This window comes from Priestia sp. JNUCC 25 (assembly GCF_053667915.1).
Genome location: NZ_CM132211.1, coordinates 2,024,363 through 2,042,021 on the forward strand (window position 1 = coordinate 2,024,363; position 17,659 = coordinate 2,042,021).

The window sequence follows — 17,659 nt, forward strand, 5'->3', positions numbered from 1 at the left end:
TTTTTACATTTACTATAAAAATAAAAGTGAGCTTAAATTTCAATAGAGACAGAGGTGGGAATATGAAACAGCTCATGACAAACGGTAAAAATATTTTTTCGAAACAGCTGCCGTTATTTCTAATTGCAGTTTTGTTGTTCTGGATTAAAACCTATACCGTTTATCGTATCGAATTTAACTTAGGGTTAGATAATTTTATGCAAAAGTTCTTACTTTTCATAAACCCAATTGGTTCGGCAATTTTCTTTTTTGCCATTGCACTACTATTTAAAGGGCGCGGAAAAGTACGAGCACTGCTTGGAATGAATTTTTTACTTTCATTCATCCTGTACGCAAATGTAGTATACTATCGCTTCTTTAATGATTTTATTACTGTTCCTGTATTGACTCAGTCAAACAACTTTGGTCAATTAGGCGGCAGTGCCATGGCTTTAATTAGCCCAACTGATATTTTATACTTCACAGATTTCTTTATTCTTTTAGTTTTAGTACTATGGAAAAAAGTTGACTTACCAGCAACAATTAGTCGACGTACTGTGACAGGTGTATTTTTATCAGGGATTTTATTCTTAAGTGCCAACATCGCACTAGCGGAAATGGATCGTCCTCAACTATTAACAAGAACATTTGACCGCAACTATTTAGTAAAATATTTAGGAACGTATAACTATACGATCTATGACATCATCCAGAGCTCGAAATCTTCAGCACAGCGCGCGTTAGCAGATAGCAGTGATGTGGCTGAGGTAGAGAACTATGCAAAAGCAACATATGCTGAGCCGAACAAAGAATATTTCGGTCAAGCAAAAGGCAAAAACGTCATCTATATTTCATTAGAGTCACTTCAGTCATTTATGATTGGTTATAAGTTAAATGGTGAAGAAGTAACGCCATTCTTAAATTCACTATTAAAAGATCAGAACACAATGTATTTCGATAACTTCTTCCATCAAACAGGGCAAGGTAAAACGTCAGATGCTGAATTCATGATGGAGAACTCATTATTCGGCTTACCTCAAGGTTCTGTATTTACAACAAAAGCAAATAACACCTATCAGTCGCTATCTGGTATTCTAGATCAGCAAGGCTATACAACATCTGTGTTCCACGGAAATGGAAAATCGTTCTGGAACCGTGATGAAATGTATAAATCAATGGGTGTAGAAAAATTCTTTGATTCAGCTTATTACAATATGTCAGACGAAGATACGCTGAACTATGGTTTAAAAGATAAACCATTCTTTAAAGAATCAATGCCGTACCTAAAAGGCTTAAAGCAGCCATTTAGCGCGAAGTTCATTACGTTATCAAACCACTTCCCTTATCCGCTAGATAAGGAAGACCAAACGATTGGACCTCACAATACGGGAGATAAGTCAGTTGACCAATACTTCCAAACGGCTCGTTATTTAGATGAATCAATCAAGCAATTCTTTGAGGATTTACAGGCCTCTGGTTTAGCAGACAATACGATGGTCGTGATGTACGGTGACCACTACGGTATTTCTGAAAACCATAAGCGTGCAATGGGCAAAGTAATGGGTAAAAACATCAATGATTTTGAACAAGCTCAACTGCAGCGCGTACCATTATTTATTACTTCACCAGGCCTTAAAGGCGGCGTAAATCATACGTATGGCGGAGACGTAGATGTTCGTCCAACAGTGATGCATTTATTAGGTCTTGATACAAAAGACTATATTGACTTTGGTACAGACTTATTATCAAAAGAACATCAGCAAGTTGTACCTTTCCGTAACGGTGACTTTGTTACACCTAAGGTAACAAAAGTTGATCAGAAAGTGTATGACAACGCAACGGGCAAGCAGCTTTCAGATAAGGAAGCGAAACAGTATGATAAGTATGATGAACTAGTTAAGAAAAAACTAGAACTATCAGATAAACTTGTTTACGGAGATTTACTCCGCTTTCATACACCAGAAGGGTTCAAACCAATTGAACGTTCGAAGTATGATTACAACAAGCGCGAAGATCAATAAAAAACAGGCAGCTTTTAATAGCTGCCTGTTTTTTTGTTTTATGAAACCTTTAAAGGTTTTATCCGTATATAAATTATAACAGTAATCGTTTTAAGAGACGGAAAGACAATGGTATAATATGTATACGTTTAAAAGTTCGGTCACATTTGAGATAGGAGTGAAAGCGATGAAAGTCGTTCGAATCATAAAAAAGATTCTTGCCATTTGGGTAACAGGAGCAGTAGCCGTTCCGGTCAGCTATTTTGGATTTAGTACCACGATGATTCAATCCTTTGGCATTAGTATAGGAGTAATGGTCGTGACGAGCCTGTTTTTTATTATGAGCAGTGCTCGACGTCATTATCAAAATCCGTATAGAGAAGAAATTGCATACGTTCGTCATCAAGTAAAAGAGGCAAAAAAGCAATTAAGAACCATTGGAAGCTATCGTTTTAAAATTCGGTCTGTTCATATGTGGACAGAACTTTCTAAACTATACAAAGTAGGTAAAAGCATCATTGAAATGGTAGAAAAAGAGCCCGCACGATATAAAGATGTTCAGCCCTTTTTTACGAACTACTTACAATCAACGGTTACCGTCATTGAAAGGTATATGTTTTTATTATCAAAACCAACAAAAAGCATAGAAGTAAAAGAAAGTCTTCATGAAGCGGAAGACATGCTGCGCGGGTTATCAGGGAAGTATGAGCATTTATTAACAAGTGCTCTTTCACAAGATAAGCTGACGTTAGATGTAGAGCTTAAAGTGCTAAAACAAGCATTTGAAGAGGAGCAGCCGTATATACCGACAGCTACTAATCGCACAAAGTAACGTAAATGCAAAGGATGGGATTTTATGATGAAAGAATATAATCAAAATCAATCGTTAGATGCGCTGCTTGATGATCCTTTTGCGTCGCCTACCCCGCAGGTACAATCGGACTCTCGCGCTGCAAAAAGAAACACATACGATGATTTGACACCGGAATATCAGGAAAAAGCACAGAAAATCGCAAATCAAATTGATTATAAAAATCAGCAGGCTATCTTACAGTACGGGGTAGCAGCTCAGTCAGAACTATCTCAGTTTTCTCAATCTGTACTACAGCATGTTCAAACGAAAGATACGGGACCAGTAGGAGACGTTATAGGAGATTTAATGAGTAAGATTCGCCAAGTGAATCCCGATGATTTTTCTGCAAAGAAAAAAGGAGTCATCGGTCGATTATTTTCAGGAGTCTCTAGGCCTATTCAAAATTTATTAACAAAATATCAAAGCATTAATGTTGAAATTGATAAAATTGCAGATAAGTTAGAGCGCTCAAAACAAATGCTGTATCGAGACATTACGATGCTAGATAGCTTATATGATAAAAATAAACAGTTTTACGAGGCGCTTAACGTCTACATTGCAGCGGCAGAATACAAGTTAGTGGCGCTGCAGAATGAAACGCTGCCCCAGCTTCAGCAAACAGCATCTCAAAAAAATGACTACTTGATGGCTCAGGAGGTCAATGATTTAAATCAATTTATCAATAGGCTAGAAAAACGAGTGCATGATTTAAAACTGAGCCGTCAAATTGCCATTCAAAGTGCACCGCAGATTCGATTAATTCAAGAAGTCAATCAGACCCTTGTGGAAAAAATTCAAAGCTCTATTTTAACAGCTATTCCACTTTGGAAAAATCAAGTAGTAATCGCAACCACTTTATTACGCCAAAAGAAAGCAATGGAAGCCCAAAAGCAAGTATCTAAGACAACAAACGACTTGCTTACTAAAAATTCAGAGCTGCTCAAGCAGAATACGATTGAAGTAGCTCGTGAAAACGAGGCGGGGATTGTCGATATCGAAACATTGAAAAAAACGCAGTCCGATTTGATTACCACGTTAGAAGAAGTGCTAAAGATACAAGAAGAAGGACGTACGAAGCGTACCGAGGCAGAATCAGAGCTGTATCAAATGGAAAAAGATTTAAAAACTAAACTATTAGATATGAAATAAAGAAAAAGTCGGTTTACACACTTTGTAAACCGACTTTTTCTCTGTTTTATGCATTTTGAAGCGTTCTCGCCATTTCTAAAAACGGAGTTAAATCTCTTTCAGATTTAGGAGCAAAGATCGTTAACCGGAAAGTAGGGTGTTGATTTTGCTTTCGAACGAGAAAACCGTATGCGTTACTTTTATCATCTGATGCTTTGTACGCAGCTTCTATCTCTAAGTTATGGTGAATGAGGTGCGTATCAAGGGAAGCCACTTCTGAAAAGCCAGCTCTTAAAATTTCTTTTGTTTCTTTATTGAGCTCCTCTACACTTTTATTTGAGGGAAACACTTCAATCCGCATCCACAAAGCATCATTTTTTTTGTTGTAAATGACATCTTTTCGGGGCTCTTCTTCTGTAAACTCGTATCCTTCTAGTACGTAAAGCGTATAGTTTTGATTGATGCTTCTTTTAAGATAACCCACATCTGTTCTACTGCTTCCTTTGTAAGGATAGGTGAATTCTTGCTGTGGCAAGCGTTCTTTTGGAATTTCTTCCTGTGTGTTAATAAGCTCTTCACGAAAAGCAGTTGAGCAGCCACTCATCAAACATATAAAGCAAACAAGAAATATCTTTTTTTTCATAGCTGGCTTCCTTATCTATTTTCATTCATGCGTTTTTACTGAGTTAACAATTGAAATTAACTTTTTTTCATCATCAGAATTTTTAGCTGTAACCATCGTGATTTTTAAAGGAGGGTGCCCCTTTGTTTCTCTTAGTACATATAGCTTTGCCGTTTCTTTTTTACTCCCGGATATAGATGCAAATACAACGGGTTGAATAAATAGGGATGTAGAAGAAATTTTTAACGATTTTCCAAACTGGTCATCAAACAATTCTTTTGAATGATCTAGATATGATTTGCTTGTATTTTCTTTCCCGGAAAGGACTTCAATTCGCATCCACGTATAGGGAGTCTTGGTTGAAAAAAGAATATCTTTTCCATCCTCTTCTTTTTGAAGCGTATATTCATTGGGCAATGAAAGAGAATATCCTTGTTCGCTTACGGTGAGCTGCTGATGTTTTTCATTGCTTTCACTGACTGCTTTAACAGAAGGCAGTATAACTATGGTTGCGCTTATCATTAACAGAAGCGCTAAATAAAATTTTCGCATGTATATATCTCCTATTCAAAACGCTAGACAGCGTGTAGTTACTATATAAAAATGTTTTCGCCATGTTAGAACCCGTAGGTTTATTTTTGACTTTTTGGTAAAGCTAAAAACACAATCAATTAGTAATGGAGAGAAGACTATGAAAAACCGTAAATCAACTTCTGCAGCTAATCGCCGTCAACAGCGCGTGTGTTTGGGTGATGAACGATTATTTGCAGTTGGTATTAAAGCGTTTATTGACAATACGCATGAATCACACCTAGACAAAAAAGGAGGTCATTGAGTGAAATGGTGCTTGTCAATTATCATTATTGTTTCCATTAATTTCTATGGTATTCAGGCGGATGCTGCAAAGAAGAGCAGATTTTATTATGAAAAAAAAGGAGATATCGTGTGGGAAGTTCCCATGAAAGATGAAAAGTTAATTGCGCTTACATTTGATGATGGACCAGATCCTAAATATACGCCGACCATTTTAAATTTATTGCAAAAGTACGGTGCCAAAGCAACTTTTTTTGTAGTCGGCGATCGAATAACGTCGTTTCCCAAGCTTGCTCAAAGAGAAGTTCGCGAAGGTCATGAACTTGCTAATCATACATATAGCCATTTGAAAGTAAGGGGCCAGGAAGTAGAGAGAATTGAACAAGAAATTGAAAAAGCGGATGAACGTATACAAGCTATTACAGGAATAAAACCTTACCTGTTTCGTCCACCTACTGGCTATTATGACGATCGGGTAGTAAAAGCTGCTAAAAATCAGCAGTATACCATTATTCTTTGGTCTTGGCATCAAGATACATTTGATTGGAGAAATCCAGGCGTAGGTAAAATTGTAAGTCAAGTGCTTAACCATGCCAGGTCAGGAGATATTGTATTGTTTCATGATACTGGAGGAGATCGAACCCAAACCATTGAAGCATTAAAACAAATTTTACCGAAGTTAAAGGAAGAGGGGTATAAATTTGTAACGGTCTCAGAACTTTTAAAACATCACCCTAATTATAAATCTCTTTATTTGATGCAACAGCAAAAACAGCACTCCGTTCAATAATCGGGTGCTGTTTTTCTAGTAAAGGCTTTAACCAATTTTTTAACTGGTTTTTCCTTCTCTTTCGTCCCCGTCAGACGTATTTTTTTGGAAAAATGCTTTTACTTTATCCCGTTTTTTCTTCGAAATAAGAATATATAATGTATCACCTGCAAAAATTTGTGTATTTCCTCTAGGTGTAAGTAGTTTATCATTTCGAATAACAGCAGTCACTAAAATGTCTTCAGGGAGGTGAAGTTCTTCAAGCGATTTTCCTGATATATCTGCATGTTCCACGAGCTTCAACTCAATCATTTCATTTTTGGTTTTGCCCATCGAAACAAGCTCGAGACTGTGAGGAACCGTCTCTTTTTCACCTTGAGAAAGGTTTAGAAATTTGGCTAAAGGAGCGATTGTTGCTCCTTGAAGAAGAGCGGAAGTTAAGACAACAAAGAAAACGACGTTAAAAATGAGCGTGCTGTTCTCCAAACCTGCCATCATAGGATAAGTGGCTAATACAATTGGAACAGCTCCTTTTAAACCGGCCCAAGAAATAAACAGTTTTTCTTTGGATGAGTATTTAGCAAACATCATCGAAAGAAATACGCCGAGCGGACGAGCGACAAACATAAGTAAAAGAGATAACAGTATACCCTGCCAAATGATATCTAGCAGTTGATTAGGAAAGACAAGAAGGCCGAGTAAAATAAACATTAAAATTTGCATCATCCATGCAAAACCTTCGTTAAAGCGGACAATTGTATGACGATAAGTTAGATCTGCATTTCCTACTACCACTGCCATTACATATACAGCAAGTAGACCGCTTGCTTCTACAAATGTGGAAATTCCATAGGTTAAGGCGGCCAATGACAATGTAAGCACAGGGTAAAGACCTGAAGAATCCAAATTAATTCGATTAATAATCCAAACGGATGCTTTTCCAAGTACTAAACCAAGTACCAGCCCGATTCCCATTTGCCAAAAGAAATTAAGGATTAATGAGAGGATAGGAGAGTCCGGATGTCGAATTAATTCAATAATAGAAACGGTTAAGAAGATGGCCATCGGATCATTGGAACCAGATTCTGCTTCTAGCGTGGAGTTTAATTTTTGGCGGATATTCTGTGTCCCTAGTACAGAAAACACGGCCGCAGCATCTGTAGAGCCAACGATTGCCCCAAATAAAAAGCCTTCAAGCCAAGTAACACCTAAAATATATTTGGCAAGTACACCCGTTAAAACTGTCGTAATGAGGACTCCGAAAGTAGCTAATGAAACGGAAGGGCGAACAACGCGTTTAACATCTTTCCATTTTGTCTGCACACCCCCATCAAAAAGAATAATGATAAGTGCTAATATTCCGAATCCTTGTGTTAAAAGAGCATTGTCAAAGTAGATGTAGTGGCTAACAACCATTCCTACAATAATAAAGAGTACGAGCGAAGGGACTCCAAGGCGAGTAGAGAACTTTGCAGTAAGTACCCCTATGACAAGGAGAATAGATAATAAAAGAATTGAATGGTCTACCGTAAAATCCAAAAAATACACCTCTTTTGTTCAAAAGTTTTATGTAAGCAATAAGTGAGGTTCCTCTATAATAATTGTAGCATAATGGATTTAAAATCTTGAGAAATCTGCTTATCAAAAAAAGAGATGCATAAACATCTCTTTTTTTGATCATGTATGAATAACAGGGATAGATTCTTATTTAACATCTTGCTCGTGATAAAGGTGAGGAGCTTTAAATGTTGCTTTCTTTTTAACTGAAGAACCTTGTTGGTCGGGACTGGAACGATCGTAAATAGCTGTTCCAACAATCTCAGCCACATCTTGAAGTTTTTCTTTGCTTATTTTATCAAGGGTATCTTCAGGCGTATGATACCAAGGTTCAGACGGACTGTGAATAAATAGAGCAGCCGGTATTCCTGCCTCTGCAAAAGGAACGTGATCACTGCGGCCGCCAGCTTGAAATGGCGTAGGTGATCCATTTAATCTTGTACTTGAAGCTTGAGCTAATTCTGTGACAAGATTTGGTGTTCCATCAGCTGTATTCATCACCAAATCTCCCGCATCTCGACTTCCTACCATGTCTAAATTAAACATTCCAACAATACGATTTTTCTCATCTTCAGATAGCTCACTAACATAATGCTCGGATCCTAGTAAGCCTACTTCTTCAGCTCCGAATGTAACAAATCGCAGTTCTGTATCAGTAGGAAGAGTTTTAAATACGCGAGCTAATTCAAGCACCATTGCTGTTCCAGAAGCATCGTCGTTTGCCCCAGGCGCTCCGGCCACAGAATCATGATGAGCACCTACTACAATAATATCATTTGTTCCTTTTTTCTTAAAAGTAGAAGGTTTAGTAGCGGTTACATTATAAGATGTTCGCTCACTTACGACAGCTCCTTCAATTTTTACTGTACCTGAAGGCTTTTCGCCTTTTTGAATAGAACTAAGAATCTTTTCACCTTCTTCTTTGGTAACAGCAAGAGACGGAATGTAGTTATCATTAGCGCCGCCAAGCGTTCCGTTTAGCTCACCGTCTGTATTATTAAAAATAATGACGGCTGCAGCCCCTTTTTCAGCAGCATTTAATACTTTTTCACCAAAAGTAATAGTGCCTTGCTGAACTAATACAATTTTACCTGTCACATCTTTGTTTGCTAAATTATCTTTTGTACCCAGCCCTCCATCTACAATTTCAGCGGTGACATTTCCATTGGTGCTATAAGTAAAAGTTGTTGAAGAGTAGCTCGTACCGTTTACGCTTAGTGAAAAACTAGCTGCTGGTGTGTAACCGGTAAAGGTAAAAGGCTCTACTGCGCTCTCATAGCCTAGTTTAGACAAACGCTTTTGAACAAATGTAGCAGCTTCGCGTTCAGCTTCAGTTCCTGCCACACGAGGTTTTTTTGAGAGATACGCAATGTCTTGATAAATTTTCTCAGCATTGATTTTTTTTAATACTTTTTGTTCAGAACTTTGATGGTGAGAAGTATTTGCAGAAGTAGAAGCTTGTACACTTGTAAAAGATAAAGTCAAACTTGTTGCTACAGCCAAAGAAATCACGGTTTTTTTCATTAAAATCCCCCTAAATTTATCGATGTAGTTGGTACTACTCGAATTTACAATATTAAGAAAATACAAAAAAGAGTATTATTACCTAAATGTTCCAGGGTATTCCGTATCTAAATTCCTATTTTGATAGAGAAAATAATTCAAATAAAATGAAAATGCGGAAACAAATAAAGAGGATAAAAGAAACTGTGTCAAAAGTAATAAAAAAAGGTATTAGATAAGAATAAAAAAATAAGGTAAACTAGTTTAAAAGCAAGAAGAATGTTCAGAACTTAATTGATGAGACATAGAGAGTATTCACGTAAAAAACAAAGGCTGGTGGGAAATATTGATAAAAAATAGGGAGGGTGTACGAAAAGCAGCGGCGGTAGCGGGTCTTCTGCTTGTAGGGGCGTACATCGTCTTTCAAACAATGGCATTTTTTAAAGGAGCATATGCTCTTAGCAGTTTGATAAAAGATAGTTTACTAGTGGGCGTAACGGCTGGCACGTTTTATTTACTTCATAAGCGTTCGGTTCATACCCAGGTGTCTGATGAACAGTATCAGCTTGCTACATTAATAAATTCAATGCCAGATTTTATTTGTTTTAAAGATGGAGCTGGCAAATGGGTGGCGGTGAATGATTTTGGAAGAGAACTTTATCATTTAAAGGGTATTGATTACAGGGGTAAAACCGATGCAGAACTTGGGGAGCTTGTGCCTTTCTTTCAAGCGGCTTTCTTACACTGTATTTCATCGGATGAAGAAGCTTGGAGAAAAAAGGAAAAGGTACGCACGGAAGAAGCATTTGAAATACCAAACGGCGAGGTCAAAACATTTGATGTTATTAAAATACCTGTGTTTTTTGATGATGGCTCAAGAAAAGCTCTTATCACGATTGGACGAGATATTACTCAGCAAAAGCTTGCAGAAGCGCTTCTGATAAAAAAGGAAAAGCTTTCTGTAGTAGGCGAATTAGCTGCTGGAATTGCTCATGAAATTAGAAATCCGCTTACGAGTATTAAAGGGTTTGTTCAGCTCATGAAAGAAACAGACCGATCCGCAATAGGGTATGCTAACATCATGCTTGATGAGCTGGAACGAATTAATGGTATTGTCAGTGAAATGCTCCTTTTGTCAAAACCTGAAAGTGAACATTTTCGCGTGTTTTCTCTTACAGAAGCGGTTAAGTATGTAATGAGTTTAACTTCCCATGAAGCTTTATTGAAAAACATTGACTTCTTATACGATGAACAAACAAATAACGCTAGTGTGTATGGAAATAAAAATCACCTTATTCAAGTATTACTTAATGTTTTTAAAAACGCAATTGAAGCCATGGATAGGCCTGGAAATATTTACATTACAATCAAAACAGCGCAGGATAACCATATTTTTATAGAAGTTAGAGATGAAGGAGTAGGAATTTCTAAAGACCGTCTAGAACATATAGGAGAACCGTTTTTTACTTTAAAAGAAAAAGGAATGGGGCTTGGATTAACAATCAGCTCCAAAATTATTCATGATCATCACGGTACCCTGCAGATTGAGAGTGAACAGAACAAAGGGACGATTGTTAAAATCCGACTGCCTCTGTATGTCGAAGATACGGCGGTTTTGCAAGCAAATGAAATGTTGTAAACGAAAAGTAATGAAAACGTCATCCATTTCTTATTGCTAAACGCAGCCGTACATGATGTAATAAAAGAAACGAACATGTCAGGAAGGTAGCAAAATGAGACGTGCAGATCAAAAAATTATATTACCGTATACACCGGAAAATTTAAGAATGCTATTGCTTCAAGTATGTGACGGGGAAAATCCGTTTTCCCATCAAGACCTTGCGTATTGGTGTGATAAATATACTCTCCATTATTATGAGTATGAAGCGGATGAAACGCAGTGGATGAATGATATGCAGCAGACAGATAATAGACAAGATCTAGCTAAATCCTATGCCATTGCTAAAGATATTGGCTGGCAGTGGTACTTTTATATGGCTAGAGGGACGACGCTATCTGATATTCAATATGTCGAGCTTCACGAACTAGAATTACCGAGACATTTGTTTGTAAAATGGCTAAATGAATTATATGAAATGTAATCCTATATATGAATCGTAGTACATCCGGTGTGATGAAAGAAGGACCATCTCTGGTAACGGAGCAAAAGACCACTGAAGTACATACAAGCGTAAAATAGAAAGCTAAGGAAAATCCTTAGCTTTTTTGCTTTATCAAAATTATTCAAAAAAACTGTCTTTAGGAAAAAACATAAAACCTAGTTGACTTATTGGTATTGTTATATTATAAGTAATAGAGACATAATTTATGGAAAAATTACAGGGGGAACATCTATGAATAACTTATTAGTCATTCTAAACATCTTCATTATGCTCGCATTGCTTGCGGGGCTGTTTATGATGCAGAAAAAACATGTATCATTTTCAAAGCGTGTGTTTACAGCGCTTGGACTAGGGATTATTTTTGGCTTTGCTCTTCAGTGGGTGTATGGTCCGACTCATGAAGTAACGATGACGACCGCCGATTGGTTTAGCATTGTAGGAAGCGGATATGTTAAGTTTCTTCAAATGATTGTTATGCCGCTTGTATTTGTATCGATTGTAGCGGCATTCACTCGCTTAAAATTGACGAGCAATATTGGAAAGATTAGTAGTTTAATTATTGGGATTTTGCTTGTCACAACAGCGATAGCAGCTGCAATTGGTATTTTTACAACAACGAGCTTTAATTTAGAATCTGTCCAAATCACAAAAGGGGAAGCGGAACTTCAGCGCGGAGAGGACTTAGAAAACAATTTATCTAGTTTAGAAGCAAAAACAATCCCGCAGCAAGTAGTAGAATTATTACCTGCTAACCCGTTTCTTGATTTAACAGGCGCACGTTCAACTTCCACGATTGGCGTTGTCATCTTTGCGGCATTTGTTGGAATTGCGTATTTAGGCGTGAAGCGTAAAAAAGCTGAGGAAGCGGCGTTATTTTCAAAAATTATTGATACGCTTTATGCAATCGTAATGCGTGTAGTGACGCTAATTCTTCGTTTAACTCCTTATGGGGTACTTGCAATTATGACCAAAACAGTAGCAACGAGTGATATTGATGCAATTGTTAAACTTGGAAAATTTGTTGTAGCATCCTATGTCGCATTGGCAGCTATGTTTATTGTTCACTTAGTTATTCTAACAATCATCGGTGTAAATCCGATCACATATGTTAAGAAAGTATTTCCTGTATTGGCTTTTGCCTTTACTTCCCGTACAAGTGCTGGAGCATTACCTTTGAATGTTAATACACAAACAAGACAGTTAGGGGTTCCAGAAGGAATTGCAAATTTCGCAGGTTCATTTGGTCTTACAATTGGTCAAAATGGATGCGCTGGAATATATCCAGCTATGTTAGCCGTTATGATTGCACCAACGGTAGGTATTGATCCCTTAACGCCTTCATTTATTTTCACGTTGATTGCCATTGTAGCAATTAGTTCGTTTGGCGTAGCAGGCGTTGGCGGAGGAGCGACATTTGCGGCTTTACTTGTATTATCTTCTATGAATTTACCAGTAGCGCTAGCAGGTTTATTAATTTCAGTAGAGCCATTAATTGATATGGGGCGTACGGCGCTTAATGTAAGTGGAAGTATGACAGCCGGAGTCGTCACTAGTAAATTAACAAAAGAGCTAGATACAAGCGTATACAACGATCAAACCATTTCACCTGAAACAGCAGAAGTGTAAAAGAGATACGTCATCCATAGTTAACATTGTTAACTATGGATTTTTTTTCTTCATTCACATAAAATAGGAAAAAATACTTATGATAACGCTTTCAAAAAAGGTTATAGTGAAAAATGTGTACGTACTCTATTTTACGGGAGGGTTTTCATTGGAACGTAGTTGGACTAAATATGCAATGGTACTGACGGCTTTGCTCTTACTAGTAAGCTCTTTTTTTAGCCCGTTTATGCAATCGTTTGCATCTGCGGCAGACGCAACAAAAATCACGATTCACTATCAGTCTGCTCCAAATGATAAAAAGGAATGGGGATTATGGGTTTTTCCTGAAGGAGGAGAAGGGAAGCCTTACGCATTTACAGGAGAAGACCAGTTTGGAAAAGTAGCTGAAGTTGAATTACCCGGTACTTATGACAAAGTAGGTTTTATTGTTCGAACAGAGTCGTGGGAAAAAGATGGAGGAGACCGCTTCGTTTCAGTGGAGAACGGTGAAGGAGAAGTATGGGTGAAAAGTGGAGATGAACATACATATACGTCTCCTCCTGACGGTGAATACCGAGATTTACCGAAGTTTGATAAAGTAAACGTTACCTTAAATTATCATCGGTACGACGGAGATTACAGCGGGTGGAACATTTGGACATGGCCAGGTGATGAAAAAGAAGGCAAGCAAATCGAATTTACGGAAGACACGAATTTTGGGAAGAGAGCGACTTACGCCATTAACAGTGGAAGCGGTAATTTATTTGACAAAATTGGTTTTATTGTACGCCATTCTACTAGTGACAGCGATTGGGAAAATAAAGACGGAGGGGACCGCTTTATTACCAAGGTTGGTAAAGATGGGAATGTAGAAGTATGGATTGTTCAAGGACAAAATCGAATTTATTATGATAGAGCTGGAGTAGATATCACTCGGAAAATCACGAAAGCGACTATGGATACATTTAATCAAATCACCTTAGAAACAAACGTGCCGTTTGACTCTTCTAAGAGTGTAGGAGACATTGAAATTGACGGAGCTCAAATTGAGAAAGTGACACCTTATAAAGAGGGAGGAGACGCTGCTACTACTAAAGTTAAAATTATAACAAAACAGCCTTTGGACGTTACAAAAACGTATAGAGTTAAGCAAAAAGGCTACGGCTCAGCTGATGTAGTCAATGGAAATGTCGTTCGCACGAAAGAATTTGACGAAAAGTATGCATATAGCGGAAACGATTTAGGAAACACGTATTCTAAGAAACAAACAAATTTTCGCGTATGGGCTCCAACCGCAAGTGAAGCCAAGCTAGTGACTTATTCGTCATGGAACTCCAAAGCTGTAAAAGAAATTTCTATGACCAAAAGTGAAAAAGGAACGTGGAAAGCGGAATTAAAAGGAAATCAAGATGAACTAATTTATACGTACAAAGTAAAAATTGGGAACAGCTGGAGCGAAGCGGTTGATCCATATGTACGAGCAACAACGGTGAATGGAGATCGCGGAGTTGTCGTAGATTTGGCTAAGACAAATCCGAGAAAGTGGAGTACAAATAAGCCGAAATTTAAAAATCCAGAAGATGCGATTATTTATGAACTGCACGTACGAGATTTATCGTCTCAAAAAGAGAGCGGTATCAAAAATAAAGGAAAATATTTAGGCGTAGCGGAGTGGAATACGAAAGGACCAAATGGCGTAAAAACAGGACTCAGTCATATTAAAGATTTAGGTGTGACGCACGTTCAGTTCCTGCCTATTTACGATTATCGTACGGTGGATGAAACGAAATTAAACGAGCCGCAGTTTAACTGGGGATATGATCCAAAAAATTACAACGTCCCAGAAGGTTCCTATTCAACAAACCCATATAATCCTAAGACGAGAATTATTGAGCTCAAGCAAATGATTCAAACGCTTCATGATAAGCAGCTTCGTATGATAATGGACGTTGTTTATAATCATGTGTATGCAGTGAGTGAGCATAGCTTTGATAAACTAGTTCCAGGCTACTACTTCCGTTATAAAGAAGATGGAACTCTATCCAACGGAACAGGTGTTGGAAACGACACGGCGTCTGAACGGAAAATGGTTCGGAAGTTTATTGTAGATTCTGTTGCGTATTGGGCAAAAGAGTACCACATTGACGGGTTTCGATTTGATTTAATGGGGATTCACGATATAAAGACAATGAATGAAGTGAGAAAGAAGTTAGATGAAGTTGATCCTTCTATTATCGTCTTAGGAGAAGGCTGGGATCTAGAAACCGAGCTTGATGCTAAGCTAAAAGCTAATCAGAAAAACGCTCAGGATATGAAGCGCATCGCTCACTTTAATGACGGTATGCGAGATGGTCTTAAAGGCAGCGTATTTTTTGATCGTGACAACGGATTTGTCAATGGAAAACAGGGTCAAGAAAAGCTCATACAGCAAAGTATAGCAGCTGGAATTGATTATGATCATTCAACTGCCACGTATGAAGACCCAGATCAAGTTGTGACGTATGTAGAAGCACACGATAACCATACATTATGGGATAAACTTCAGCTGACGAACCCTGCTGAAACCGAACAAACGAAAAAGCAAATGCATAAGCTTGCTTCTTCTATTATTTTAACATCTCAAGGAATGAACTTTATACATGCAGGTCAAGAGTTTATGAGAACAAAAGGCGGAGATCATAATAGCTATCAGTCACCCGATTCTGTCAATCAGCTAGATTGGAAGCGCCGAGCAGCTTTCAGCCAAGAAGTAGATTATATGAAGGGACTTATTGCGCTTCGAAAGCAATATTCCTCATTTAGAATGACGAGTGCACAGGCTATTCATCAAAATTTACGCTTTGTTAATGCATCAGCAAACGTAGTAGGCTATACGTTAAATGCTAAAGCCAATAAAGATAAAGCAAACGAAATAATGGTGATTCATAATGCAAATAAACAAGCTCAAACGGTTCATCTACCTTCTAACAGAACGTGGAGATTACTTGTTGACGGCGAGCAGGCAGGAACAAAAACGCTCCGTACGGTGAAGGGAAATACAGTAAACGTTTCGCCTCTTTCGACATTTGTACTAGTAAGATAAATTTTAGACAACTAGAATATATGTAGAAAAATTCAGAATATTGTATGCAAAATTGTTGATTTTACTAGATAACATGGTAAAATATTCATTGTTAGCGTTTTCAAAATTCGTGGGGAGGTATGTATTTGATGCAAAATCTTGGAGCGAAAAAAGTTGAAATGAGTCCGAAAGTAGTGGAGTTTTTAAAAGGAGTTAAACAGCTATACATTAACGGCGAATGGGTAGACTCTGTTTCAGGAAAAACGTTTGAAACAGTAAATCCAGCAACGGGTGAAAAGTTGGCAGATGTAGCTGAAGCAAATCCAGAGGATATTGATCGTGCCGTCAGAGCGGCTAGAGAAGCCTTTGATCATGGACCTTGGACAAAGATGTCAGCAGCTGAAAGAAGTCGACTTATTTATAAATTAGCTGATTTAATGGAAACACATCAATTGGAGCTTGCGCAGCTTGAAACGCTTGATAACGGAAAACCAATTCGTGAAACATCAAATGCAGACATTCCATTAGCAATTGAACATTTCCGCTACTTTGCTGGGTGGTCAACTAAAATGGTTGGACAAACTATTCCTGTGCAAGGAGCGTATTTTAACTATACAAGATATGAACCAGTAGGGGTTGTTGGCCAAATTATTCCGTGGAACTTTCCACTTTTAATGGCCGCTTGGAAGCTCGGAGCCGCTTTGGCAACTGGATGTACAATTGTGCTCAAGCCAGCAGAGCAAACGCCGCTTTCTGCACTTTACTTAGCTCGACTAGCCGATGAAGCAGGGTTCCCAAAAGGCGTGCTAAACATTGTGCCAGGCTACGGGAAAACAGCAGGTGAACCGCTCGTTCATCATGATCTTGTCGATAAAATTGCTTTTACAGGATCTACTGCTGTCGGAAAAGCAATTATGAAGCAAGCTAGCGACTCCTTAAAGCGTGTGACGTTAGAGCTTGGAGGTAAATCACCAAACATTATCCTCCCGGATGCAGACTTAACAAAAGCAGTGCCTGGTGCGCTTTCAGGTATTATGTTTAATCAAGGACAAGTATGTTGTGCTGGAAGTCGTCTGTATGTCCAAAAAAGCTTATATGATAATGTCGTAGCTGATTTAGTTTCTCAAACGAAATCTATTAAACAAGGAAATGGATTAGCAGATGAGACGACAATGGGTCCGCTTGTATCTGCGCAGCAGCAAAAACGAGTGAAAACCTATATTGATAAAGGAATTGAAGAAGGAGCGGAAGTACTCGCAGGAGGAAACATTCCATTTGATCAAGGCTATTTCGTAGAACCGACTATCTTTGCAGATGTCGATCATTCGATGACGATTGCTCGTGAAGAAATCTTCGGTCCGGTTGTAGCTGCTATGCCGTTTGACGATCTTGATGATTTGATTGTCAAAGCAAATGATACAGCATATGGTCTAGCAGCGGGCGTCTGGACACAGGATTTAAAGAAAGCACACTATATTGCTCATGGTATTAAAGCGGGTACAGTTTGGGTGAACTGTTACAACGTATTTGATGCAGCAAGCCCGTTTGGAGGCTATAAACAGTCGGGAATTGGTCGTGAAATGGGAAGCTATGCGCTTGATAATTACACTGAAGTGAAAAGCGTATGGATCAATATGGAATAATAA

At 38.1% G+C, this 17,659-nt stretch carries 14 protein-coding genes; 10 read left to right on the plus strand and 4 right to left on the minus strand.

Translation table 11 applies throughout. From position 1 onward, the window contains the following. The first annotated feature begins 62 nt into the window (after positions 1-62). From JNUCC25_RS10270 to JNUCC25_RS10280, 3 genes are all read left to right on the plus strand, one after another. Positions 63-2,000, plus strand: coding sequence for an LTA synthase family protein (locus JNUCC25_RS10270; RefSeq protein WP_013056729.1), 1,938 nt, complete (start codon positions 63-65; stop codon positions 1,998-2,000). A 166-nt stretch (positions 2,001-2,166) separates the two neighbouring features. Continuing rightward, entirely contained in the window at positions 2,167-2,811 is a 645-nt protein-coding gene (locus tag JNUCC25_RS10275) for a 5-bromo-4-chloroindolyl phosphate hydrolysis family protein (RefSeq protein ID WP_013056730.1), read from the plus strand. A gap of 24 nt (positions 2,812-2,835) precedes the next feature. Continuing rightward, on the plus strand, positions 2,836-3,981 hold the full coding sequence (locus JNUCC25_RS10280; protein ID WP_013056731.1) for a toxic anion resistance protein: 1,146 nt from the start codon (positions 2,836-2,838) through the stop codon (positions 3,979-3,981). A gap of 46 nt (positions 3,982-4,027) precedes the next feature. Here JNUCC25_RS10280 and JNUCC25_RS10285 read toward each other — a convergent pair whose 3' ends face one another. Together JNUCC25_RS10285 and JNUCC25_RS10290 are read right to left on the minus strand one after the other, a co-directional pair. After that, positions 4,028-4,603 (minus strand): hypothetical protein, encoded by a 576-nt coding sequence (locus tag JNUCC25_RS10285; protein WP_029321371.1) that lies wholly within the window; start codon positions 4,601-4,603, stop codon positions 4,028-4,030. Between the two features lie 21 nt (positions 4,604-4,624). Further along, complete coding sequence (locus JNUCC25_RS10290) at positions 4,625-5,134, minus strand: hypothetical protein (protein WP_098287436.1); 510 nt, start codon at positions 5,132-5,134, stop codon at positions 4,625-4,627. A 139-nt stretch (positions 5,135-5,273) separates the two neighbouring features. Here JNUCC25_RS10290 and JNUCC25_RS10295 point away from each other — a divergent pair, with 139 nt between their 5' ends. After that, entirely contained in the window at positions 5,274-5,417 is a 144-nt protein-coding gene (locus tag JNUCC25_RS10295; protein WP_013056734.1) for a hypothetical protein, read from the plus strand. Then, positions 5,418-6,185, plus strand: coding sequence for a polysaccharide deacetylase family protein (locus tag JNUCC25_RS10300; RefSeq protein ID WP_013056735.1), 768 nt, complete (start codon positions 5,418-5,420; stop codon positions 6,183-6,185). A gap of 39 nt (positions 6,186-6,224) precedes the next feature. Here JNUCC25_RS10300 and JNUCC25_RS10305 read toward each other — a convergent pair whose 3' ends face one another. After that, complete coding sequence (locus tag JNUCC25_RS10305; protein ID WP_407728366.1) at positions 6,225-7,703, minus strand: potassium/proton antiporter; 1,479 nt, start codon at positions 7,701-7,703, stop codon at positions 6,225-6,227. 165 nt (positions 7,704-7,868) lie between these two features. Then, the gene (locus JNUCC25_RS10310) at positions 7,869-9,245 is read right to left on the minus strand and encodes a M28 family peptidase (RefSeq protein ID WP_454223251.1); all 1,377 of its coding nucleotides are present in this window, start codon (positions 9,243-9,245) and stop codon (positions 7,869-7,871) included. A 325-nt stretch (positions 9,246-9,570) separates the two neighbouring features. Here JNUCC25_RS10310 and JNUCC25_RS10315 point away from each other — a divergent pair, with 325 nt between their 5' ends. From JNUCC25_RS10315 to JNUCC25_RS10335, 5 genes are all read left to right on the plus strand, one after another. Beyond that, on the plus strand, positions 9,571-10,863 hold the full coding sequence (locus tag JNUCC25_RS10315) for an ATP-binding protein (protein WP_013056738.1): 1,293 nt from the start codon (positions 9,571-9,573) through the stop codon (positions 10,861-10,863). A 94-nt stretch (positions 10,864-10,957) separates the two neighbouring features. After that, positions 10,958-11,326, plus strand: coding sequence for a hypothetical protein (locus JNUCC25_RS10320; protein WP_013056739.1), 369 nt, complete (start codon positions 10,958-10,960; stop codon positions 11,324-11,326). A 252-nt stretch (positions 11,327-11,578) separates the two neighbouring features. Further along, a complete protein-coding gene (locus JNUCC25_RS10325; protein ID WP_013056740.1) occupies positions 11,579-12,973 on the plus strand; it encodes an L-cystine transporter in 1,395 nt (464 codons plus the stop codon). Positions 12,974-13,052: 79 nt separating this feature from the next. Beyond that, on the plus strand, positions 13,053-16,034 hold the full coding sequence (gene pulA / locus JNUCC25_RS10330) for a type I pullulanase (RefSeq protein ID WP_098449310.1): 2,982 nt from the start codon (positions 13,053-13,055) through the stop codon (positions 16,032-16,034). Positions 16,035-16,162: 128 nt separating this feature from the next. Next, a complete protein-coding gene (locus tag JNUCC25_RS10335; RefSeq protein WP_098287440.1) occupies positions 16,163-17,656 on the plus strand; it encodes an aldehyde dehydrogenase family protein in 1,494 nt (497 codons plus the stop codon). Positions 17,657-17,659 lie beyond the last annotated feature (3 nt).